Annotated in this window: 22 protein-coding genes and 1 tRNA gene; 14 read left to right on the forward strand and 9 right to left on the reverse strand. The window is 56.6% G+C overall.

What is annotated here, in order from left to right; translation table 11 throughout:
- Positions 1-27 precede the first annotated feature (27 nt).
- Positions 28-3,141, forward strand: coding sequence for a VWA domain-containing protein (locus IPM50_11280; GenBank protein QQS32248.1), 3,114 nt, complete (start codon positions 28-30; stop codon positions 3,139-3,141).
- Here the strand turns inward: IPM50_11280 and IPM50_11285 are convergent.
- The 4 genes from IPM50_11285 to IPM50_11300 form a co-directional block, all read right to left on the reverse strand.
- Positions 3,138-3,860, reverse strand: coding sequence for a VIT1/CCC1 transporter family protein (locus IPM50_11285; protein QQS32249.1), 723 nt, complete (start codon positions 3,858-3,860; stop codon positions 3,138-3,140). The two genes, IPM50_11280 and IPM50_11285, sit on opposite strands and share 4 nt — an antisense overlap.
- Positions 3,861-3,903: 43 nt before the next feature.
- On the reverse strand, positions 3,904-4,296 hold the full coding sequence (locus IPM50_11290) for a hypothetical protein (protein ID QQS32250.1): 393 nt from the start codon (positions 4,294-4,296) through the stop codon (positions 3,904-3,906).
- The gene (locus tag IPM50_11295) at positions 4,293-4,730 is read right to left on the reverse strand and encodes a hypothetical protein (protein QQS32251.1); all 438 of its coding nucleotides are present in this window, start codon (positions 4,728-4,730) and stop codon (positions 4,293-4,295) included. The genes IPM50_11290 and IPM50_11295 overlap by 4 nt, the downstream gene beginning before the upstream one ends.
- Before the next feature lie 436 nt (positions 4,731-5,166).
- A tRNA-Met gene (locus IPM50_11300) sits at positions 5,167-5,243 on the reverse strand.
- 902 nt (positions 5,244-6,145) lie between these two features.
- On the opposite strand from IPM50_11300, the gene IPM50_11305 reads away from it, so the two are divergent.
- The 7 genes from IPM50_11305 to IPM50_11335 all read left to right on the forward strand — a co-directional run bounded on the left by IPM50_11305 (position 6,146) and on the right by IPM50_11335 (position 14,552).
- Positions 6,146-6,517 (forward strand): transposase, encoded by a 372-nt coding sequence (locus tag IPM50_11305; GenBank protein ID QQS32252.1) that lies wholly within the window; start codon positions 6,146-6,148, stop codon positions 6,515-6,517.
- Between the two features lie 423 nt (positions 6,518-6,940).
- Complete coding sequence (locus IPM50_11310) at positions 6,941-8,188, forward strand: cation:proton antiporter (protein ID QQS32253.1); 1,248 nt, start codon at positions 6,941-6,943, stop codon at positions 8,186-8,188.
- A 54-nt stretch (positions 8,189-8,242) separates the two neighbouring features.
- Positions 8,243-9,181, forward strand: coding sequence for a tetratricopeptide repeat protein (locus IPM50_11315; protein ID QQS32254.1), 939 nt, complete (start codon positions 8,243-8,245; stop codon positions 9,179-9,181).
- Between the two features lie 218 nt (positions 9,182-9,399).
- On the forward strand, positions 9,400-11,235 hold the full coding sequence (gene pilB, locus IPM50_11320; GenBank protein QQS32255.1) for a type IV-A pilus assembly ATPase PilB: 1,836 nt from the start codon (positions 9,400-9,402) through the stop codon (positions 11,233-11,235).
- 15 nt (positions 11,236-11,250) lie between these two features.
- A complete protein-coding gene (locus IPM50_11325; protein ID QQS32256.1) occupies positions 11,251-12,066 on the forward strand; it encodes a hypothetical protein in 816 nt (271 codons plus the stop codon).
- A gap of 25 nt (positions 12,067-12,091) precedes the next feature.
- Positions 12,092-13,294, forward strand: a complete 1,203-nt coding sequence (locus IPM50_11330; GenBank protein ID QQS32257.1) for a type IV pilus twitching motility protein PilT — start codon at positions 12,092-12,094, stop codon at positions 13,292-13,294.
- Positions 13,295-13,319: 25 nt separating this feature from the next.
- Complete coding sequence (locus IPM50_11335) at positions 13,320-14,552, forward strand: type II secretion system F family protein (protein QQS32258.1); 1,233 nt, start codon at positions 13,320-13,322, stop codon at positions 14,550-14,552.
- Between the two features lie 73 nt (positions 14,553-14,625).
- On the opposite strand, the gene IPM50_11340 is transcribed toward IPM50_11335, so the two are convergent.
- Both IPM50_11340 and IPM50_11345 read right to left on the reverse strand, forming a co-directional pair.
- Positions 14,626-15,216, reverse strand: coding sequence for a riboflavin synthase (locus IPM50_11340; GenBank protein QQS32259.1), 591 nt, complete (start codon positions 15,214-15,216; stop codon positions 14,626-14,628).
- A gap of 3 nt (positions 15,217-15,219) precedes the next feature.
- Positions 15,220-15,531: a TM2 domain-containing protein gene (locus tag IPM50_11345; GenBank protein QQS34507.1), complete on the reverse strand. Its 312-nt coding sequence runs from the start codon at positions 15,529-15,531 to the stop codon at positions 15,220-15,222.
- A 268-nt stretch (positions 15,532-15,799) separates the two neighbouring features.
- Here IPM50_11345 and IPM50_11350 point away from each other — a divergent pair, with 268 nt between their 5' ends.
- Positions 15,800-16,330 carry a hypothetical protein gene (locus IPM50_11350; protein QQS32260.1) on the forward strand — a complete coding sequence of 177 codons (531 nt, stop codon included), beginning with the start codon at positions 15,800-15,802 and terminating at the stop codon, positions 16,328-16,330.
- A 1-nt stretch (position 16,331) separates the two neighbouring features.
- Here IPM50_11350 and IPM50_11355 read toward each other — a convergent pair whose 3' ends face one another.
- Entirely contained in the window at positions 16,332-17,156 is an 825-nt protein-coding gene (locus tag IPM50_11355) for a zinc metallopeptidase (protein ID QQS32261.1), read from the reverse strand.
- A gap of 193 nt (positions 17,157-17,349) precedes the next feature.
- On the opposite strand from IPM50_11355, the gene IPM50_11360 reads away from it, so the two are divergent.
- Complete coding sequence (locus IPM50_11360; GenBank protein QQS32262.1) at positions 17,350-17,625, forward strand: integration host factor subunit beta; 276 nt, start codon at positions 17,350-17,352, stop codon at positions 17,623-17,625.
- Between the two features lie 87 nt (positions 17,626-17,712).
- Positions 17,713-18,741 (forward strand): site-2 protease family protein, encoded by a 1,029-nt coding sequence (locus IPM50_11365; GenBank protein ID QQS32263.1) that lies wholly within the window; start codon positions 17,713-17,715, stop codon positions 18,739-18,741.
- A gap of 77 nt (positions 18,742-18,818) precedes the next feature.
- Here IPM50_11365 and IPM50_11370 read toward each other — a convergent pair whose 3' ends face one another.
- Positions 18,819-19,796: a hypothetical protein gene (locus tag IPM50_11370; GenBank protein QQS32264.1), complete on the reverse strand. Its 978-nt coding sequence runs from the start codon at positions 19,794-19,796 to the stop codon at positions 18,819-18,821.
- Positions 19,797-19,930: 134 nt separating this feature from the next.
- Between IPM50_11370 and IPM50_11375 the strand changes: the two genes are divergently transcribed.
- Genes IPM50_11375 through IPM50_11385 form a run of 3 tightly spaced genes read left to right on the forward strand, consistent with a single transcriptional unit; the run spans position 19,931 to position 21,630 of the window.
- Positions 19,931-20,137, forward strand: coding sequence for a DNA gyrase inhibitor YacG (locus tag IPM50_11375; GenBank protein ID QQS32265.1), 207 nt, complete (start codon positions 19,931-19,933; stop codon positions 20,135-20,137).
- Positions 20,134-20,391 carry a hypothetical protein gene (locus IPM50_11380; protein QQS32266.1) on the forward strand — a complete coding sequence of 86 codons (258 nt, stop codon included), beginning with the start codon at positions 20,134-20,136 and terminating at the stop codon, positions 20,389-20,391. Before IPM50_11375 ends, IPM50_11380 begins: the two co-directional genes overlap by 4 nt.
- A gap of 54 nt (positions 20,392-20,445) precedes the next feature.
- Positions 20,446-21,630 carry an MFS transporter gene (locus IPM50_11385; protein QQS34508.1) on the forward strand — a complete coding sequence of 395 codons (1,185 nt, stop codon included), beginning with the start codon at positions 20,446-20,448 and terminating at the stop codon, positions 21,628-21,630.
- On the opposite strand, the gene IPM50_11390 is transcribed toward IPM50_11385, so the two are convergent.
- Positions 21,631-23,064 carry a M48 family metalloprotease gene (locus IPM50_11390; GenBank protein ID QQS32267.1) on the reverse strand — a complete coding sequence of 478 codons (1,434 nt, stop codon included), beginning with the start codon at positions 23,062-23,064 and terminating at the stop codon, positions 21,631-21,633.
- Positions 23,065-23,109 lie beyond the last annotated feature (45 nt).

A 23,109-nucleotide genomic window follows, 5' to 3' on the forward strand; every position in this document is an offset into this window, starting at 1 on the left:
GCAAGCCCAATCACTTAAAATTTAGCTATGGCGACGACCGACGGCGAGGAACGGCAGACTTTCGCGACGCTCGCGGTGCGCCTGGGCAAGCTGCCGCCCGACAAAAAGCGCGCCGCCCTCGAAGCGGGCACCGCGGTCGCGGGCGTCTCGTTCCGTGCGGGCCGCGAGTTTGTCGAAACCGTGCCAAAGGCCGCGCGTATGCTCACGGTGGACGGCTTGCTCGCGTGGGGCGAATTCGGCCGCAAACTTGCTATGGGCAACGCCGACGCCGGAGCTGAATTCTTCGCACACGGAGTCGAGGTGCTGCGGAAGATCCCCGCCGAACTCCGCACCGATGCGCTTGAGATTTGCAAACGCCAGCTGATCCTGTCCAGCTCGACCGCACTCGAAACGTTTCACCGAATGCCGGAGATAGCCAAAGCGGTCAAGGACAAGGAACTTCTCGCCGGCATCATCAAGCTGGCTCTAGACGTCGCGGGCCGTTCCGCCAAACACAGCTCCGACCTGCTGGCACGAACGCCCGCCTTTGCCGAGGCTGTCGATAAATTTGACGACGGCGGCGTTGCCTCGTCGGCCTGCCTGACGCTGGCCGGGCATTTTGCTCACCGCACCGGCGGCATGACCGCTGACCTGTGGGCGGCACTGCCCGATGCCATAACGGGCGTGGAAAGCGAAAACATCGTGATGATGCTGTCGCGGGCCGAGAAAATGCTCGATCACGGCGGCAGCGTCGCTCTGCATTTCGTTGCTTCGTCGGGCGATGTCATGAGGACGGAACCACGCGTTTTTGATGAGTGGTGCAGCGTTCTCGAAAGTATCGCACCGCAGGGAAACGCCGTTCTAATAGCGTTTCTGCGGGCGACGCCGCCGTTCTTTCGTCAGACGGCGACGCTCAAGCTCGAAGGCGAATCCGCCGGCAGCATCAAAACCGACGCACTGCGCCGCGTCTTTCATTTGCTGAACCGCATAGCCGAGACCGATGCCGAGAGCGCCCTCGCGGCGCTGCGATCGTCATCGGCGGCGCTGCGAAGCGTCTCGGTCAGCCAATACGAAAAATGGGTCTTGGACGGCCTTCGAGAGATGAACGAAGGCTCGGCAAAGTCGCGCCGCAGCTACTTTGCACTCGAAACACGCCAGTCGAACGACAGCCTGCGGCAGACGCGCTCCGGGCTGCAGCTCGAAGCGGTGCAGCACGTGCTGCGGCTCTATATCGAGGCTCTCACCGGCCGCGAGATCGACATCGCACCGCTGACCGCGATGCCGCAGGGCTCGCGTATCGGCGACGGCAAAACGGTCTATTTACCGGGCTCGATCGCCGAATACGACACCGACGAAATGGACTTTCGCCTGTACAAGGTGCTGGCCGCCTACGGCGCCGGCCAGGTCGAATTTGGGACGTTCGCCAAAGACACCGAGGAACTCAAGGCCGCGTTCACCGAACTAGCGGAGCTGTATTCCGCGACCGCCGAAGAGATCGACGCATTTTCGCTGGCCGGCTACATCGAGGATGTGCAGAAAGGCGAGCGCGCTTTGTCGGACGATGAGATCCGCGAGGAAATCCGCCGCCGCCGCAAGTCTTTGCCCAACGATTCTGACTATCGTGCGGTGCTCGGCATCTTTCCAGAGCCCGCGCTCGCGCGCAAGATCTTCACCACCATGGAGAATGCCCGCATCGACGCTCTGCTGCGGCGAACGTATCGCGGGCTTCGCAAAGACCTCGACCTGATGCAGGAATTCCTGCGCGGCAGCCGCCCGTATATTTTCGACGTGCCTTATCATCAGGTGCCGTTCGAACTGCTGTTCCAGATCACACTCTGCGGCGGAGCCACCGACGATGCACGCAGCTTTTACGGCCAGATCGTTTCGGAGATCGAGACCGTCGTCGAAAAACATTTCTACTCTCAGCTTCCCACCGTCGCCGATTCGCTGTTCGCGACCTCGCGTGTTTACAACCTCTTCCAAAACATCACGCCCGAACAGGTGCAGGAGGCCGAATCAGGCGAGCCTGACGACAAGAGCGAGTTTGCCTATGACGACAACCACGCCGACGAGGCGGTGACCGAGGACAAGTCGAAACGCGAACGCCCGCAGACAATGCAGGACCTGCGCGACCTGTTCAACGCATGGAACAGCGACGACGATGAGGGCGAGCCCGACGAAATTCAGGGCAGCGAGGCGTGGTCGCACAATGAGATGCCCGAACTGCCGCTCGAGCCCGGCGACGAGGCTTTCGCGTATGACGAATGGGACCGCGAGCTTAACGATTACCGCGTCGGCTGGAGCCGCGTCATCGAAAAGCGCGTAAAAGAAGGCGACCGCACTTTTGTCGAGCTCGCACGCTCGCGTTACCGCGGCGTGATCTCGTCCGTCAGACATCAGTTCCAACTGATGAAGCCCGAGAATCTGACCAAGATCAACCGCGAGATCGACGGTGAGGATTACGACCTGAACGCACTCGTCGATCTGGTCATCGACCGCAAGGCGGATGGCCGCCAATCGGAGAACATCTACACAAAACGCCTGCGCCGTCAACGCGACGTCGCCGTCTCGCTGCTGCTCGATCAGTCGTCATCGACGGCCCGCACCATCACGCGAAATCCGCTGCAGCCGTACACGTTTCCCGGCCGCCGCATCATCGAGATCGAAAAAGAAGGCCTTGTGCTGATGAGCGAGGCGCTCGAGGCCGTCGGTGACGTGTATTCGATAAACGGTTTTACCAGCGAAGGCCGCCGCAATGTGAAGTTTTACGTCGTAAAGGATTTCGACGAAAAATATTCCGACGAGACCGAAAAACGCATCGGCGGCATCACGTTCCAAAACAACACGCGGCTCGGTGCCGCCATTCGCCACGCCGCTCACAAACTCCTGCGGCAGGAGAACCGCACCAAACTTCTCATCATCCTGACCGACGGCCGCCCGTACGATCACGACTACGGCGACGCACGCTACGCTCGCGAAGACGTCCGCGAGGCACTGATCGAAGCCAAGACGAACGGCATCACGCCATTCTGCATCACCATCGACCGCGAATCCGAGGCCGAGCTCCGCGACCTCTACGGCGACGTCGGCTACACCATCATCGACGACGTCCTCTCATTACCGGAACGATTGCCCAATATCTATCGCCGGCTGACGAGTTAGCCCGCGATGCCTTTCAGCAGAACGCCGACGCCGTATGCCAATCCGGCGGCGAGCGCGCCGACAAACAGAGTTTCCAGCCCCGACCGCAGCCACGAATGCGTTGACCAGATGCTTTTGAACGAGCCGATCAGAAAGAACGTGATGCCCGTCATGATGCAGGCGACCAGGAAGGAAGAGTTTACGCCGAACAGGTAGGGCAGCAGCGGCACGAGCCCGCAGATCGCGAACGCGCTGAACGTGCTTCCCGCCGCGAGACACGGCGAACGTATCTCCGAAGGCAGCCCGTATTCCTCAGCGAGCATTGTTTTCACCCAGCGTTCTTTGTCCGAAGTGATCAGTTCGACGGCCTTTTCCAGGTCCTCGCCCTCGAATCCTTTCGCCTCGTAAATGTGGCGGATCTCTTCGCGTTCGCCTTCGGGGGCGAGCTCGATGTGGCGGTATTCTATCGCCTCGATGCGTCGGTAATCGTCGATCTCGGCACGCGTGCCCAGATAGTTGCTCGCCGCCATCGAAAAACCGTCCGCGACCAGATTCGCAAAGCCCAGTATCAGCACTATCTTTGCCGACAGCTCCGCTCCCGCCACGCCCGACACCACCGCGAACGTCGTCACCGCACCGTCCACACCGCCGTAAATGAAATCGCGTATGTAGTTATGATTCGACGACGCGATCCGCTCGGCGATCGCCTCCGCAGTGTGTTCATGTTCCAGATCGTGCACGAGCCAATCATAAACCGTTGCAGGTCGAAAGCAAACACACGGCCTAGCGGGCGCCGCGGCCGACGTTGATCATCGAATCCATCGGCAGTTCCAAAATGCCGTCCGAGGTTAGGTCGGCACGGTCGAAAAGGTTTGTGCCGTCAACACGCAGCCGAAAATGATGACAGAACGCACTCGCGTTTATCTTGCGATAGTTTCCGCCGCAGTGCTGTTTCACGGGAAAGGCGTTCCGCAGGCGGGCGTCTGTCGGTTTCATGCCGATGATGCGTCTGATGCCGTCGTATCTCAGTTCGACGGCGGCCGGTTCGCCGAGTGCAGTAAATGCGGCCCTGTTCAGATAGAAAACCGACCGCTCGCTGAGCGTTACTCGCACCTCCTCCGAACGCGCCCTGCCGTATGCCCGCCCTTCAAATGTCGTCCAATCTCTGTTGATCATATTTCTCCTCGCGGTGTAGCTCGTCTTCTGTTCCGATAATGGTGTGTCACCTTTTTCGGCACACTCGCCGTTTTTAGATCGAGTATCCATGAACCGTCCTTTTCCTCTTTTGGGTCGAAACGCAGCGTGGTCGGAACCTCGATGCCAAACTGTTTTAGCAGCCGCCGGGCACGGATCACCTTTGCGTCGCCTTCGCCCAGCGGTCTGATGGGAAAGGCGTTCGGCGTCCCGCCGGCCACAAACTTCAGCCCTATCCTGCGTCCCTCGCGGTCAAACCGCAGCACCGCATATCCCGGCCTGCCAAGAGCGAGCCACGTCTTTCCGCCCAGAGCGATCTCGCCGCGTCGGTTCAGCGATATGCAGAGTTCCTGCTGCCGGCCCCAAAAACGATTCGGCCGCAAACATTCTTCCCAAACCGTTCCCATACTCCGCATTCTGTCGAAGACCGCTGAAAAATGACACACCAAAATTCCGGCTTTGACGCAAAATGCAGCGACCGGCAGAAATTTCTCAAAATGCCGGTTTTGCCTACGCCGCGGAATGACGGCGACAATGAGGACGGGAAATAGACGAAGACCGCGGGGAACAACGAAGCGGGCCGCACACCGCGAGGCCGTGTTTTCGCGCAAAAATGCTGTTCGGCGCCCGTACCATTTTGATCGGCGGCGTATGAACTTTGTTCGCAGCCGCTCACCTTTTGTTTGCAAAACGCCGGTTTTGATCGAATTTGGGTCGTCAGGCGGTCTCGGGACAGTTCCGCCAAAGATGCGCGGGGTGAGCAGCCGCCCGCGTTCCGCCCGCGCGGCGATCTATAGGTCAGGATGTATATGGAATTATTGGGTCCTAAACTGTTGACCCGAAGAGGAAAAGTGGTGGCGGGGGGGAGACTTGAACTCCCGACCTCGGGGTTATGAATCCCGCGCTCTAACCAGCTGAGCTACCCAGCCACGAATCTTTGATTATAGAATTGAGCCCGAAAAAATCAAGTCTTACGCGGCTCTCACGTTGCACAGGCCCGCGCGTCAGCAAGGGCGATCGCCGGACCGCAGGCTGCCAGCCTGCATCTGTCAGAACCACCTGCGGCGGTTGACGTTCCCGTCAACACTGGCACGTCTTTTGTGCCGGAACCGGGGGGTTTAGCTCAGGCCGCGAAGTTGCAGAAGCCCGCGCGTGAGCAAGGGCGAACGCCGGACCGCAGGCTGCCAGCCTGCATCTGTCAGAACCACCTGCGGCGGTTGACGTTCCCGTCAACACTGGCATGTCTTTTGTGCCGGAATCGGGTGGTTTAGCTCAGGCCGCGAAGTTGCAGAAGCCCGCGCGTCAGCAAGGGCGATATCCGGAACGCCGCATCAAGAGTGTCGAGCGGCTAAACAGTGTGAGACAAAATTGCAGAAGCCCGCGCGTCAGCAAGGGCGATATCCGGAACGTAAGCCTGAAACAGAAAAACATCCGGCGGAAGATGGGCGCGTTCGGAAGGTCTTTTTTTGGTTCGCTATCGCCCTTGCTTACGCGCGGGCTTCTGCAACTTGCCTGTTTCCGACTTTAATTCTTCAAACAAATACGGAACAATGGAGGGACTTGGGAGAATACCTGCTTGGTTCGCTATCGCCCTTGCTGACGCGCGGGCTTCTGCAACTTTCAGAATTAAGTGAATAGACGATTCGGAAGCAATCTTGACGAGTACGGTTTCGAGCGATATGAAGAAAACGCTTTTCCAGTTGCCTACCTGATCACGTTTCGAACCTACGGAACCTGGCTCCATGGCGACGAACGATCCTCAATGCAGCGAAGCCGAAATAAAAGGTTTGGCACAATTCGGCTAACACCGCATATACCGTTGAAAGAAAAAATGGCTGACGAAATGACGCACTCGGCTGTCATCTTATCCCAAAAACAGCGTGGCCTTGTTGATAGATCCATTCGAGAAACATGCGAGCATCGGAACTTTGTGTTGCGTGCATGCAATGTTCGCTCGAATCACGTGCATATGGTCGTTACGGCGGCGGTGAAACCTGAGAAGATCGCCTCCGATATAAAATCCTATTCGACACGAAGATTGCGGCAGGCCGGCGATTTTCTCAGGGACCGAAAGGTCTGGTCACGCGGGGCAAGTACCAGATATTTATGGAAGCCACGTTATGTAGATGCAGCCATCGAATACGTTCTCTATTCACAAGGAGACATTCCGTTCGAGACCGTGTTTGACCTTTCGGACGCTTGAGAATTCGGTAAAAAGCAACCCTCAACAGATGCCGGATGTTGCACAAGCCCGCGCGTAAGCAAGGGCGATAGCGAACCGCTAACAGGAACATTTCAACGCATGCGCCACGTTGCAAAAGCCCGCGCGTAAGCAAGGGCGATAGCGAACCATAGAGCAGATCTCCTGAATGCAAGTATCTTCTACCACACGTTTTTCTGTTTCAGGCTTACGTTCCGGATATCGCCCTTGCTGACGCGCGGGCTTTTGCAACCTTGTCTCACACTGTTTAGCCGCTCGACACTCTCGATCCAGCGTTCCGGATATCGCCCTTGCTTACGCGCGGGCTTGTGCAATATCGCTATTGGTTTGAAATCGCGAACGGTGCAAAGTAATCTAAAACGTCGGTTTTCTCATTTTAGGACGCGATAGTTTTACTTTCTTAAGATGCACATTCCTACTGTTCTCGCGGCAAATGTAGAACATTTCCAGGTCCTGCTCGCGTTATTTCTGATGCTGGCGGCCGCAAAGCTGATGGCGGAAATATTCGAACGCCTGCGTCAGCCGGCGGTCGTCGGCGAGATCCTGGCGGGCGTCATCATCGGCCCGAGCGTTTTGGCACTGGTAAAGCCCGACGACATCATCAGCATCATTGCGGAATTCGGCGTTATCTTTCTCCTTTTCAACGTCGGGCTCGAGACAAAGCCGCAGTCGATCTTCAAGGTCGGCGGCCGTGCAACAGTGGTGGGTGTGCTTGGCGTAATACTGCCGTTCGTTGCGGGCTATTTCATCGCATTGTTTTGGGAAGGGAATTTTGCCGAAGCGATGTTCATCGGCGCGGCGCTCGTCGCGACGTCGGTCGGCATCACGGCACGCGTGCTCGGCAGCATGGGCCTGCTCGATACCGACACTGCAAAGATCATATTGGGTGCCGCAGTTATTGACGATATTCTCGGCCTCATTATATTGTCGCTCGTCTCTTCGGTCAGCAAGGGAAGCGTCAGTCCCGCGGCCCTTGCGAAGACCGCGGCGGCGGCCATAGCGTTCACGGTTTTCGTGGCACTCGTCGGTTCGCGTGTCATCAACCGCCTCGCTCCGCGGATCGCAAAACTTAAGCTCGACAAACCGTTCTTTACGCTCGGCCTGATACTGTGTTTCGGCCTGTCGGTGGCTTCGGCATACGTCGGCGTCGCGGCGATCATCGGTGCGTTCCTTGCCGGTATGGCGCTAGCCGAAGCCACCGAAGAGAACCACGGAATGCACAAGCTCACGTCCGGCGTTACGGAGTTTCTGGTGCCGTTCTTCCTGGTGAATATCGGCATGCAGCTCGATCTGGGCATCTTTCGCGAAACGTCAACGGTCGTGCTCGCGCTGGTGCTCACGTTCTTTGCGGTGATCACGAAATTCATCGGCTGCGGCCTCGGCGGCTATGGTCTGGGCGCTCAAAAGATGGCGCAGATCGGCGTCGGCATGGTCCCGCGAGGCGAGGTCGGCATCGTGGTCGCTCAGATCGGATTGGGCCTCGGCGTCATCGAACCGCGTTTCTTCGGTGCGGTGCTGTTCATGGCAGTTGCGACCACACTGATCGCGCCGCCGTTCATCAAGTTTTTCTATACTTATGACCGTGACGGCGACGGCACGCCCGATGAGCCGGAAGATGTCGATATTTCCGAGGAATTCGCACGCATCGGCTGATGCGATACGCAACGCAACCGCCGCGGTTAGCGTCTTATATTACAAGTAATATTGATGAAGGTGCGTTCTCTATTAGCTTTTTTGGTACTTTTGATCGCGGCGTCGGCGGCTGCCGCACAGGCAAAACGCGCAGAACCTGCACCTAATTTCCGCAATATCACCATCATCACCGAACCACGAGCGGTCATTTGGCTTGACGGCGTACGATTCGGACGCACGAACGAATCAGGCAAGCTTGAGATCAAGACCGTGTCAACGGGAGCGCACAAACTGCGTATACGTGCCGACGGTTTTCGTGAATCAAACACCAACATCACCGCTGTGCAGCGTGGCGAGATCCGCGTTCCGCTAACGAAGACGACCGATGCCGCTGAACTCGCTTTTCAGGAAGCAGAACGTCTCTCGTTGCTGGACCGCGAACAGGCCGTCGAGGCGTATCGCCGGGCGATAAAGGCCCGTCCAAATTTTCCTGACGCCTTTCTCGCCATCGCAAGGCAGCTATCTGAAATGGGCGACCTGGAAGATGCTCTGGAGGCAGTAGCTTCGGCAAGACGGCTTCGTCCGGGCTTTGCCGAAGCGGCAGCGGTCGAAGGCCGCATTTACCGTGAGATGGGCGAAGAGGCAAAGGCCATCGCCGCATTCAAACGGTCGATCACCGAAGGCCGCGGTTTTCAGCCGGAAGCTCATACGGGACTCGGGCTCATATATAAGGACAAAGCTGAGGCACACGGCTCGGTCGGTGAATTCGTTGAAGAATCGGCTGCCTACGCCGAAGCCTCCAAAAATCTGCGGATCGCTATCAAACAGCTTTCGGGCGCACCTGAAGCCTCGGTCATCTATCAACTCCTCGGTCTGGTTTACGAACGCCAGAACCGCAACAAGGAAGCCATCGCCGTTTACGAGGAATTCCTTCGCCTTTATCCTGACAGCGGCGACGCAACGACCGTCCGGTCATTTATCACCCAACTGAAAAAGCTCGACGACGAGCAATAAATTCGGTCAGATTGACCAGATCTGCAGCGGCAAATCCTTTCTTTGGTTTTCTGCGGAAAAGTGTATTGACACTCGAGAGTTCAACAATGTATTATTAAGTGTCAACGATGTTGTGCATCGTTTACACCTTGGGCCACACAGTCATTTTGACCTGAAAACCTCTATACACAAGTTTCCCGCCGTTAGCCCATAAACTCTAGGAAACTCCTCGCAAACCAATGTCCACAAAACTTGGGGAAATTCTTGTCCGCGAAAACCTCATCACCGCGCAGCAATTGCGCGAAACTCTCGACTATCAGCGCGAGAACGGCGGACGTCTCGGTTCAAATCTCGTTAGATTGGGATTTGTTTCCGACGATGTCGTTACCGCAGTTCTCTCCCGCCAATACGGTGTACCGTCCATCAATCTGGAGCTCTTCCAGATCGAAAAGGATGTCATAAAGCTCATCTCTGAAGAGGTCGCGTCGAAATATTCCGTACTTCCCGTTTCAAAGACCGGTGCCACGCTGACGCTCGCGATGGCCGACCCGACGAACGTTTTCGCCATGGACGATATCAAGTTCATGACGGGGCTGAACGTCGAGCCGGTGATCGCATCGGAATCGTCCATCATTCATGCGGTCGGCAAGTACTACTCAGGCTCGACAGAGATCGACATTTTTGATCAGGCCCTTGCTGTCGAGGCCGAACATGTCAGCACGAACGGTAAGAACGGCCATGGTTCAAAGAACGGCAAGAAGCCCGAAGCCGGAAAGGTGACCGATGCGGACCTCGACGTCTCGCTCGATAAATTCGAATTCGGCGGTCAAGAGGGCGAGGATTTTGAGGTTGTCGAAGACAATGACGAGATCGATCTGGCGGCACTCGCCAGGGCGAGTGAGGACGCTCCGGTCGTTCGTCTCGTCAACGTGCTCCTCGTGGACAGTCTCCGCCGCGGGGCGTCTGACATCCACGTTGAGCCGTACGAAAAAGATTTCCGCATCCGTTTCCGTATCGACGGTGTCCTTTACGACGTGATGCATCCGCCCATGAAGATACGCGATCCGCTCATTTCGCGTCTCAAGATCATGGCGAAACTCGATATTTCCGAAAAGCGCCTGCCGCAGGACGGACGTATCAAGATCAAGGTAAAGATCGACAACCGCTCGCGGGAACTCGATTTCCGCGTTTCGACCCTGCCGACGCTGTTCGGCGAAAAGGTCGTGCTTCGTCTGCTCGATAAAGAAAAACTGATGCTTGATATGACCAAGCTCGGTTTTGAGCAGGCGAGCTTGGACAAATTCAAGCGTGCCATTTCGAATCCGTACGGAATGGTGCTCGTCACCGGCCCGACAGGCTCCGGTAAAACGAATACGCTTTACTCGGCTCTTCAGGCTTTGAATACGCCGGAGACCAACATCATGACGGCCGAAGATCCGGTCGAATTCAATCTGCAGGGCATCAATCAGGTGCAGATGAAAGAGCAGATCGGGCTGAATTTTGCGGCCGCACTTCGCTCTTTCCTCCGTCAGGACCCGAACATCGTCCTCGTTGGTGAGATCCGCGACTTTGAAACTGCCGAGATCGCTATCAAGGCGGCGTTGACAGGTCACCTCGTGCTTTCGACACTGCACACGAACGACGCACCTTCCACCATTTCGCGTCTGGTCAATATGGGCATCGAGCCGTTTCTCGTGGCGACGTCGGTGAACATCATTCAGGCGCAGAGGTTGATCCGCCGTATCTGCAGCGGCTGTAAAGAAGAGACGCACGTTCCGCCTGAAGGCCTGGTCGAGATCGGCTTTTCGGCTGAAGAGGCAAAGACACTGAAGGTCTATAAAGGCCGCGGTTGCCAAGTATGCAACAACACCGGCTACAAAGGCCGCGTCGGTCTGTATGAGGTGATGGAGATCACCGATGAGCTTCGCGAGCTGATCATTATCGGCGCCAGCGCGATGGAACTACGCCGAAAGGCTATCGAATTGGGGATGATCACGCTGCGCGAATCAGGGCTATACAAGCTGCGTGAGGGAATTACTACGATCGAAGAGGTTGTGAAGGAAACGGTTCTTTAGGAGTTTGGAGGAAATATGTTGTTCAGAGCGATCGCATTGTCAATGGCACTTCTTGTCGGTATCGGGACGCTGATACCGCTCGCGACAGATTCGGCAGAGGCCGGGCCGCGAACGAAGCGCAAGAAACAAGTAACGAAACACAAAAAGTATTCGAAGAAATGGTGGCGTCAGTATCGCGTCCGCCAAAAACAAAAGCGTGCTCTTCAGGCTCGCAAGCGGGCATTGCGCCTGAAGCAGCTTCGCCGGGCAAAGATGCGGAATGTTAACGGTGCTGCTCCCGTCGCGGGCGACAACGGCCGCAACACAGGGGCACGTCAACGCGGTAACAGCGGTTCGCAGGCCGTTCTGCCGTCAGGCGATCCGGCACCGAGCGGCTGGCGTGCGACGCAGGCATCACCCGCGGAACTGCAGTTTCGCGTTGATAATTCGTCAGGAGCACAGGTCGGTTCGGCGTCTATCTCCGTCGTTGGCCCGGCCGTAGGAGAAACACGTGCGACCGGTATGCAGAGGACCATCGGCGGTGTTGCAACGACGGCGCTTCGCCGCGAGGTGATCGACCGCATGATCAAAGAGAACGGCTGGGTCGTGAACGACTATCAAAAAGAGATCGGCGGCCAGCAGGTTTTCGTTGTCGAGGCGCAATCGCAGACGCGAAGCGGCGGCGTACAGGCACGCACATTCTATTTCACAGAGGTTGACGGGCGTGTTTACAGCGTCGCGACGAGCTCGCCGGTCCAGGAGCGGGAGCGTCTCGCCGAAGAATCGGAAAAGGTGATCAATTCTCTCAAGAGCCGCGTGCGTCCCGTACAGAGCTCGACGCGTAAGGACTAGTACCGGGCCTCCCACAATTAAATTTATGAGTTACGAACAAGCGACAACACCTGAATCTTCGATCACGTTGCCGGAATTGCTCCGCAAGATGACGGACATGGGCGGGTCCGACCTGCACCTTTCGACCAATTCGGCGCCGCAGGTCCGTGTGAACGGCCATCTCTCGCCGCTGCCGGGCTTTGCACCGCTTTCGCCCTCAGACACCAAGAGGCTCGCGTATTCGGTGCTGACCGACGCCCAAAAGCATCGTTTCGAAGAGAACCTCGAACTCGATTTTTCATTCGGCCTTAAAGGAATGTCGCGTTTTCGTGCCAACCTGTTCAACCAGAAAGGAGCGGTCGGCGCGGTATTTCGTGCCATTCCCTACGAGATCAAGACATTCGATGCGTTGGGTTTGCCGACGGTCGTGTCCGATCTCTGTAAAAAGCCGCGCGGCCTCGTCTTGGTCACGGGCCCGACCGGTTCCGGTAAATCTACTACGCTGGCGTCCATGATCGACAAGATCAACATTGACCGCCACGACCACATCCTCACCATCGAAGACCCCATCGAATTCCTCCACAATCACAAGAACTGCGTCGTGAATCAACGCGAGGTCGCAGCTGACACGCATTCGTTCGCGGACGCTCTCAGGACCGCACTTCGCCAGGACCCTGACGTCGTGCTGGTCGGCGAAATGCGGGACCTCGAGACGATCGAGATGGCTCTTCGCATCGCTGAGACCGGCCACCTCACGTTCGCCACACTCCACACGAACTCAGCCTATTCGACCATCAACCGTATCATCGACGTTTTCCCGTCGGCACAGCAGTCGCAGGTCCGAACGCAGCTTTCGCTCGTGCTCGAAGGAATTCTCTGCCAATCCCTGCTGCCGAAGGCCTCAGGCGACGGCCGCGTGATGGCACTGGAAATTCTCGTCCCGAACGCCGCTATCCGCAACCTCATCCGTGAGGACAAGATCCATCAGATCTATTCGATGATGCAGACCGGACAGGACAAATTCGGTATGCAGACCTTCAATCAGGCTCTCGCCACGCTCTATCACAAACGTCAGATCACCCTCGATGTCGCCCTGCAGCGGTCATCGAACGTCGATGAGCTGAAGGAGTTGATCGAACGCGGTTCGGGCATCAACGACGCCTACGGTGCGCGGCCGAAAACGCGTCCCGCCGGCGGCAGCCCTTATGCACAGGCACGAAATATCGGCGAGCGGCCGAATGTCAGCTAAATTTTCGAGGAGTTGAAACGCAAAAATGCCAACATACGTTTTCAAAGGAAGAAACCGGCTTAACGAACTGATCGCGGGTGAACGCGAGGCCTCATCGCAGGATGAACTTCGTGCTCTGCTTCGCCGCGAACAGATCATTTTGACACAGGCCTCGGAAAAAGGCCGCGAGATCGCCATTCCGAAGCTGGGCCGCCGCAAGAAGGTCAAGGCAAAGGAACTGGCCGTTTTCACGCGTCAATTTTCCGTGATGATCGATGCCGGTCTGCCGCTGGTTCAGTGTCTCGACATCCTCGCCGAGCAGCAGCAGAACCACTTTTTCAAGGACGTTCTTCGCGAGGTTCGCCAGAGCGTCGAAGAAGGTTCGACATTGTACGCTGCACTCGATAAGCATCCGAAGGTCTTCGACGGACTCTACACGCACATGGTCGAGGCCGGTGAAACGGGCGGTGTGCTCGACCTGATCCTGCAGCGTCTTGCGACCCTGATCGAAAAGGTCGTCAAACTGAAGCGCAGCATCATTTCCGCATCTATCTATCCGGCGGCGGTCATTGCTGTCGCCATCGGAGCCATCGCGGTTATCATGGTCGTCGTCATTCCGCAGTTCGAGCAGATCTTCCTAGGCCTTTTGGGCCCGGGCGAGGCACTGCCTCTGCCGACGCGCATCGTGATGTCCATAAGCGGCTTTATCGCCGGCTGGGGCGGTATCGCGACGCTTATCACTCTGATCGGAACGGCCGTCGGGCTGAAGTTCTACTACAAAACGCCGAAAGGCCGATGGAACATCGACGCGCTTACGCTCAAGATGCCCATCATCGGCAGCATTCTGCGCAAAGTTGCGGTCGCTCGTTTCGCCCGCATCCTTTCAACGCTGCTGTCATCGGGTGTGCCTATCCTGCAGTCGCTTGATATCACGGCCAAAACTGCCGGAAATATAATCATCGAGGACGCGATCCTCAAGGTTCGTGCCGGCGTTGAACGCGGTGAGAACTTCGTTGATCCGCTGAAGGCGACCAACGTCTTTCCGCACATGGTCGGCCAGATGATCGGTGTCGGTGAACAGACCGGTGCTCTGGACGCGATGTTGGGCAAGATCGCCGACTTTTACGAAGAAGAGGTCGATACGGCCATCGCTGACCTGCTCGCTATGATCGAGCCGGCACTCATCGCATTTCTCGGTGTGACCATCGGGTCTATCGTTATTGCAATGTACCTTCCGCTCTTCTCGCTCATCGGGAAGCTCGCGGGCGGCGCAAAATAGTCCTTCCCGGGCAAAAAGAGAATAGGCGAAGGCTCACATCGAGCGTCCGCCTATTCTTTTTGATACGCAGATCCTAGCGTCCCTGCATCATTCGTTCGACGTATTTTGCGATAACGTCAACTTCGAGATTAACGGCGTCGCCGGGCTGCACCGTGTGCAGGTTCGTTATTTCCCAAGTTTTCGGAATGATCGCAATGTCGAATTTGCTGTCCCGCAGCGACGCTATCGTAAGGCTGATCCCTTCGACTGACACGGAACCCTTCTCAACAAAATACCGTGACAGTTCGTCGGGAAAGCGTATCGTGACGGTGTAAAAACCACCTTTCGCGACCGCACCGGCAAACTCGCCGCGTCCGTCAACGTGTCCCTGAACGATGTGTCCGCTCAGCCGCGTCGTCGGCAGGAGTGCTCGTTCCAGATTGACCCGTGAGCCCGCAGAAAGTCTTCCCAATGTAGTTCTTTCAAGCGTTTCCGGCGAAACGTCTGCCGCAAATCCCGCATTGCTCGGATCCAGAGCTGTCAGGCAGACACCGTTCACCGCTATCGAATCGCCGGCCTGCGTGTCCTGCGTGACCGTATCCGCCGCGATCTCGATCCGCAGCCCGCCCGGAATTTCCGTCAGGCTGCGAACCGTGCCGAGTTCCTCAATGATGCCCGTGAACACTTTTTAGAACCAGGGCTTTTTGTTGATGATGTAGGTGTTTACAAAATCCTCGTCAGATTTCGTAAGGTAAATAATGCCTTCGATCAGGCCCATGACGCCCGGTATGATCAGCACGAAACCGAGTATGCCGCACGAAATGAAGGTCAGGATCAGGCCGACGCCGAGCATACCGAGATAGATAAAGCCTTCCTGCTGATACCCGAGGATGAATTTGTGCACTCCCAAACCGCCGACAAGGATGCCGCACAACCCGGCGGCGAGCTTTTTCTCAGCACCCGGGATCTGCGCACCTCCGCCTCCGCCCGTGGGCTGCATCGGCATATGAGGCATCGGCAGCGACATACCGCAATTAGTGCAGCGTCCGCCGGTCGCGGCATTCTGAGAACCGCAGTTTGAACAGGTAATGTATTGAGTCTGCATCTTAATGGTCTCCGGTTTTGGAATGGTCGGCTTCTTTGCGATCGCTGACCGCGGCGAAGTCGTGAAAACACAGCGATTATAGCCGTCATTGTCCTGAAATGTAAACGACCGCATCGTTTCTGATGTTTTGTTTTTCTTTCGTCGAAATGTTGAAATCGAGTCTATGACCGAGACCGCGCAGCAAGCGCCTACGCCGCCTTCGATACGCTATCTACCCGACGGCAGCCCTGACAACGGCTCACTGGCGGACATTGTCGAATGGTTCCTGAATTTCGACGAGCGAACTTCGCGGATGCGGCATCCGCATACTGACGAACTTTTTCAGTGGAAGCAGGCCGACGATGAGGAGAATGGTATCGGAACGTATCCTTTCCCCAACGCTGAGGCCCGTTTTGCCGTCGGCACGATACAGGCGCTTTACGAGAATAATTCCGAGCCGCTGTTAAAGTTGTGGATCAGCGATGTGCTGAACGCACTGCATCAGGCACGCGAAACCAAGGCAGAGCTTACGACGGCATACGGCCTCGACGCCGATCTCGAAAGCTCAGCGGTCGAACGCGCTGAAAAGATACCTACGCGTACAGAACGGCGGCTTTACCTTTCAAGCTGCTGGCTTGAGGCATTGTGCACAGCTGAGGCACGCGTCCTCGGCTGGCTGTATCAGGAAATTTACGGAAAGGTTTTCGCCCCTTAACTTACCTGAAGGTTTCACACTGCCGCATATCGCCCGACTGTATTCCGCGGGTGAACCACTGCATACGCTGCTGTGCGGTACCGTGCGAGAAAGATTCCGGGACGACGTAGCCCTGAGTCCTCTTTTGGATGACGTCATCGCCGACAGCGGCCGCCGCTCGTAAGGCCTCTTCGGGATCGCCTTTTTCCAGACGCCCCTGTTTGGCAGCAAAATTTGCCCACACGCCCGCGTAGCAATCTGCCTGCAATTCCAAAGCGACCGACAAACGATTATTCTGCCCGGCACGCTGTACCTGCGACATCACGCCCGTCAGATTCTGTATGTGATGGCCGAATTCGTGGGCGATGACGTAGGCTTGTGCGAAATCGCCCGGGGCTTTGAATTCACGCCGCAGTTCGTCAAAGAATGCAAAATCGAGATAAAGTTTGCTGTCGCCGGGGCAGTAGAACGGCCCCGATGCCGCGGATGCGTAGCCGCAAGCGGACGATACCTGTCCGGTGAAAAGCACAAGTTTTGGGTCTTGGTACCGGGCACGCGATTGCGACGGCAGTATCTGCCGCCAAGCATCTTCGAGATTGCCCATGATCGCGCCGACAAATTGGCGGTTCTCGTCCTCAGAACTCACCTTGTTCGCGGCCGGTGCCGTTTGTTGGGACTGCTGCTGTTCCGTGGCGAGTTGCAGCAGCTGCGACGGATCGCCGCCGCACAGATAGATCGCTAACGCCAATATCAATACTCCGATGCCGCCGCCGCCGATCATTGCGGGACCGCGCATCCCACGTCTGTCCTCAATATTTGAACTTTGTCTTTGATCCCGCCAACGCATCTTTCGCCCCTCCGTGATGATCCAGATAGACGCATTCTAACATCGCGTTGCGAGGGTTTGAAACAGATATGGTGCCGCTTCGTGCCAAATCGGTCGCAAACTCTTGACACGGCGAGATTTAGCAGACTATGATTCCCTCGACGAAGTTGGTTTAGTTTTTCTCTCAGTGGTTTCTGATCCGTAGGAGGGACTAGTGATCAAGCTTGACATCGTAAATCTGGTCGCTGACCGCACCGGTGTGCCAAAGCAAAAAGCCGAACAGGTAGTCGATTCGCTTTTTGAGGCAATGAAGGATGCGCTCGCCGCCGGAAAACGGATCGAGCTGCGTGGGTTCGGTGTCTTTGTAGTAAAGCCGAGAAAACGCGGCGTCGGTCGTAATCCGAGGACCGGAACGGAGGTTCCCATACCGGCCGGAAAGACCATCCGCTTCAAGCCGGGCAAGGAGTTGACGCCCAAGGCGGTCGGTTAGCATTTGCAGTAGTTACAAGATGTCCCGGGCAGTGATATCATCAAATCGCGGCCCGGGATAGTTGTTTTCGAGGCCTGAAAACATCAGATGACAGAACCCGGATCGCTTGAACCGCAGTTTGAATTTGAAAGGCCCGTCCTGCGGCCAAAGCCTTCCACATGGGCCAAGCATTTGCTCCTGCTCGCGGTCACTTTCTGTACCGCGACGGTCGCCGGCACGCTTTTTCCCTTCGGCAGATTCGACGCGTTTCCGATCGCCGATCCGCAGACCTTTGGCGAGCTTATCAACCTTTTTATATCGCTGCCGTTCTACTATCTGGTGTTGGTCTTTGCGGCGATCCAGAACCTTTTCGCGGATCCCGCAAATCTCATCTACGGCCTCAGCTTTTCCGTATCGCTTCTCTTCATTCTGATCAGCCATGAAATGGGGCACTACATCGCCTGCCGCATTTACCGCGTGGACGCGACGCTGCCTTTCTTCATACCGACCCCGCCGATGATCGGCCCCGCAGGCACCTTTGGGGCGTTCATAAAGATACTGTCGCCGATGCCGTCGCGGCGCGCTGTTTTTGATATCGGCATCGCAGGGCCGATCGCGGGATTCATTGCACTGATACCTGTCGCTCTTATCGGATTGGCAACAATGGAAACGGTCTCACCCGCGCGTCTTGCTGATGCGAGCGGCACGCTCGTTTTTACCGATCCGCTGCTGATGCGGCTGTTCGCACTCGGGTTTGGGATAGACCTTAATTTCGGTGTCGGCAACGCGTTCTATTTCGCTGCTTGGGTCGGACTGCTGGTAACCGCACTTAACCTGATTCCGTCAGGACAGCTCGACGGCGGTCACGCGATCTACGCCGTTTTCGGTGAGAAAGTGCATTTCTGGACGGGACGCATCGCGTTCGTAGTAATGTCGCTGCTTTCCATCGCGGGCATTTATTTCTTCAACAGCCCGAGCGGACTGTTGATCGCGGTGATATTGGGAATAATGATGCGCGTGCGGCATCCGCGTCCCGTCGATCAAACGCCGCTAGACGGCAAACGCAAACTCATCGCATTCCTTACGCTGGTGATCTTTGCTCTGTGCTTTGTGCCTTTCCCGATCAAGATAAATTAGTGAATCGTGAACGGTAAATCGTAAATAGAAAGCTTGATAATTCCGCTATTTACAATTCACGATCTACCATTTACCGATCAACCTGCTGCCGGCAGCATTCCCTTGATCTCTTTCACCATCTTTTCGACGTCGGTCTGGCCTTCGAGCGCGATCATGAAAAAGTCGTAACTCGTCTTAAAGCAGACGATGCCGTTGCCGAAGAACCACACACCTTCGAGCAGCGGATTGCCGTCGAAGATCTTGCCGATAGGAAATCCCGTCAGCGAGCCCGGATTGAAGATGTTCGACATCAGCACCGCGCCTGACGCGAACGAAAATGCGCCGAGCAGCGGGGCACCCACGCGTTTTGCCACATCGCGTTCAAATTCGTACTGAGCCGTGTCCGCGTCCGACAGACGACCTGCTGCGATCAGTTCTTCGCGGCGTTTCAGATAGCCGTCAAAATTGTCTGCAAGGGTTTTTACGGTGTATGTCGGGATCGCGGAATTCAGCAGCCAGTGCGACGAGAGGCCTGTGAAAATAATGCCGAGTCCTGCACCGACGGCCATCGCTGCGCCGGTCGTCGCGGCGCGCGAAGGGTCCTCGCGGACCCAGTCGGCGCCTTTGCTTGCGGCTTTCATTGCGGAATCTAAGGTCGAGGACATGCTGGCGCCGAAACCGACCATTTTCGCCACGCGTTTTGCGTTCGTGCCGACGGTGTCGGCGGCATCACCTACTAAGTCGCCCGCTTTTTCCGCTGCGTCCACGACAACGCCGCCCGCTTTTGCCCCGGCGTCCGAAGCCGCATCGCGAACCGGTTCGCTGACGTTCCAGGCAGACTTTACGGCTCCGCTCGCCGTCGATGCAATGTCTTCCGCGACCTTGACCGCCTGCTTGCCGATGTCGGATCGCTCGGCCTCGGCCTTGACGTAGTCGGCGCCCTTTTGGGCGGTATCGACGATGGCACGTGCTCCTTCCTCGATCTTATCCTTCAGCCCGAGCTGTGCGTCGATCTCCTCAAATTTCTCCGTCGCCCGTTTCTGCCAACTTTCAAACTTTTCTTTGTAATCCGTCATCTCTGCCTCCGTCCGCAAAAGTATTTTACGCTTTTTTTCGTGCGATAGTTCCTTAATTGAACTCTTCGAAAATCGGCAATGCCCCCGCAAAGGTTTTGTGTTTTTGCTATCCTACGGTATTCGATCTTGGAAAGATGCTGATAATAAAATGCCCCGAATGCGGGAAAGACGTTGATTTTCACGCGAGCGAATTCCGGCCGTTCTGTTCGGAGCGCTGCAAGCTGCTTGATTTCGGTGCGTGGGCGGACGAAAGTTACAGCCTGCCCGCTGAAGCAACTTCGCTGTCAGAAGAGGACATCGAAGCCGTCGAGCGAGCACAAAGGGAGAAAGAGCGGCAATGAACTCGATCCTATTGGCCGATGCCGGCAGTTACCTGATCATCGCGGGCGTTGTTTTCTTTTTCGTGATGGCAGCGGCGGCCTACATTACGTTCAGGATGCTGCGTAAGACGCTTAGAATGACGATGCGCATCATCATCGCAGCGATCATGTTGCTGGTCGCGTCTGGCGGCGGCTCCGCTCTGTGGTATTGGGGAAGATCGGACGCCCGCACTCCAACCAACCGTCAGCCTGCGAAGGGTACATCACCGCGATAAATGTCGATAGACGCGACCGCAGAGAATAACAGTGGATGGCGGCGCTATCTGCGGATGCCGCGAAACGTCGTGGCGCTTAGTGCGGTCGCGTTTCTCAACGACGTCTCCAGCGAGATAATCTATCCGCTTCTTCCGGCTTTCCTTTTCCTGAGCCTCGGAGCAACGCCCTTCGCCATTGGCCTTATCGAAGGCTTTGCCGAATCAGTCTCAAGCCTGCTCAAGCTTGTCTCCGGCTATTTAAGCGACAAATTCAATAAGCGCAAGCTGCCGGTGTTTTTCGGATATTCGCTTTCGGCGATGACACGCCCGCTGCTTGCGTTTGCCTCGAGCTGGCCGCAGGTTCTCGTCGTCCGCATTGCAGACCGAACCGGCAAAGGTATCCGCGGAGCGCCGCGAGACGCCCTTATCGCCGAAAGCGTACCCCAAAAAGAGCGCGGATTTGCATTCGGCTTCAACCGTGCCGCGGATCACCTCGGTGCCGTGTTCGGCCCCATCGCGGCGTTCTTTTTGTTGTGGCTCTTTGCAGCCGACCCTGAAAATCCTGCTATCGGCGAATATCAAAAGGTGTTTTTGGTCGCTGCCATTCCTGTAGTGATCGGGCTTTTCGTTATCGCGGTTTTCGTGCGGGAAAAAGACGCTGTCGTTTCGCCGCACGAAACGGCGGAACCGCTGAAATTTTCTCTAAAAGGTTTCGACGGCAACTTCAAACGCTTTCTATTCGTCATCGCACTTTTCACTCTGTCGAACTCGACGGACGCGTTCTTGCTGCTGCGGGCCGCGGACGCGGGCGTTACGCCGGTCGAGATACCGCTGCTGTGGATGACGCTGCATCTCAGTAAGGTCGCGAGTTCACTTGTCGGCGGCGACCTGTCCGACCGTCTCGGGCGCAAGAAAGTGATAATCGCAGGTTGGGTGGTTTATGCGGCGGTCTATGCCGGCTTCGCATTTGTCGATTCTGCGTGGCAGGTGTGGGCTCTGTTCATCATTTACGGAGTATATTTCGGCCTGACCGAAGGCGTCGAAAAAGCGTTCGTTGCTGACATGGTAAGCGAACGGCTGCGCGGCACTGCATACGGCTTGTATAACCTGGCATTCGGGATCACGGTCTTTCCGGCGTCGCTGCTGTTCGGATTGATCTGGTATGAATTTGGGGCGCCGTCAGCATTTCTGACAAGCGCCCTCATATCGTTCGCGGCCATCGGGCTGATCACTACCGTGAGGCCCGCTCACCGCCACTAATTAACGAAGGCCCAAACCGCCGTCGTTAAGCCGGATCGAGTTCAGCATATTGCGGAACGTGTTCTGATAACGCGACATCTGATCCTCCGGAACAACCGACGCCACATAGAACAGCTCACCGTTTCGCAGCATGGTCGTGTGAATGTAAACGACCTCTGTGCGGCCAGTGATCGGAGAACGGCCCGCAAGCGTTGTCGTCGCTCCTTGGCGGCCGGCGAGGGTTGTCCGCGAGAATTGGTCACGCTGTCGCAGGAAGTTGTTCGCCTGCAGAATGCCGCGGACGTATTCCTCGGTGTCGTTCTCGAGCCTTCGCGTCGAGCCTCGGTAAATTCCGAGCATCGCTCCGTGAGTGATGCCCTGATTTCCGTAAGCACCGTCCGGCGAGAACATCACGCTGTCACCCGACGGAAAATCGCGCCAGTTCGTCGGCACGTTCACGCGGAGCCAGTTCAGGCCGGAGTAAGTGCGGAGCCGCGTTGACGGAAACTGGACGTTATTCGAATAGCGTCCCGAGGCAGTGGGATTTTGATCGCCTTGGCCTTGCCCGGCTTTGTAGTCGCGCTCGATCTCAGCCATCGTTCTAGCCGGCGGCATCGACCGCAGCCGTTCCTGAATTCTGCCGAATGCACGCCAGTCGTTATTCGGATACGGGCGAATGGTCAGGTACTGAGCTTCGCGGTTTATCTTCTCGAAACGATTGCCGGGATCCGGGTGCGACGACAGCCATTCCGGGCCGCCGCGTCCTTTTCCGTCCTCGGCAATAGTGCGGAAAACATTCGCGAGGTCGCGCGGGTCATATCCCGCGTTCGCCATTATCTGTGCACCCAATACATCAGATTGTGTCTCGTATTCGCGGCTGTATTTCGTCATCCACGCTGCGGCACCAAGCATGCCGAGTTGAGCACCGGCTTCGCCGCCGAGTATCGCACCGCCGATGATCATGCCCAACATTCCGAGCGTGTTTTTGGCGCTAGACTGCTTCGTTGCCTGTGCGGTTGCGTGCCGCAGTGCGACGTGCGAGATCTCGTGCGCCATCACGCCGGCCATCTCGCCTTCGTTGCGTGCCTTTTCGATCATGCCGCGGTTCACGTACATCGGTCCGCCGGGCAGAGCGAAGGCATTAAGGTCGCTCGCATTTACGATCTGAAAACGATAGTCAAATGCGGGCTGGTTGAACTGACGCGGAATTGAATCCACCAATCGGCGTCCTACCCGCTGGACATACTCAACTGCCTCTCGGTCATTGAGAAGCGGGAACTGCTGTTCGACCTGATTTGCGGCGTCACGCCCGAGCTTGATGTCCTCTTCCACCTTGTATTTGTTCTTCGGCATGCTGACCTGTGTCTGCTGTCCGAGAACGAGTATCGGCGTTGCCGCGATCAAGACCGCCAGTGCTGCCGAAAGATGTTTTCTGATCATAAATGTAGTTTTCATAATGCCCTCCGTATATTTAAATTGAAATTACGATAAAGGGAGCCG

The organism is Acidobacteriota bacterium (assembly GCA_016700075.1).
Taxonomy (GTDB): Bacteria; Acidobacteriota; Blastocatellia; order Pyrinomonadales; family Pyrinomonadaceae; genus OLB17.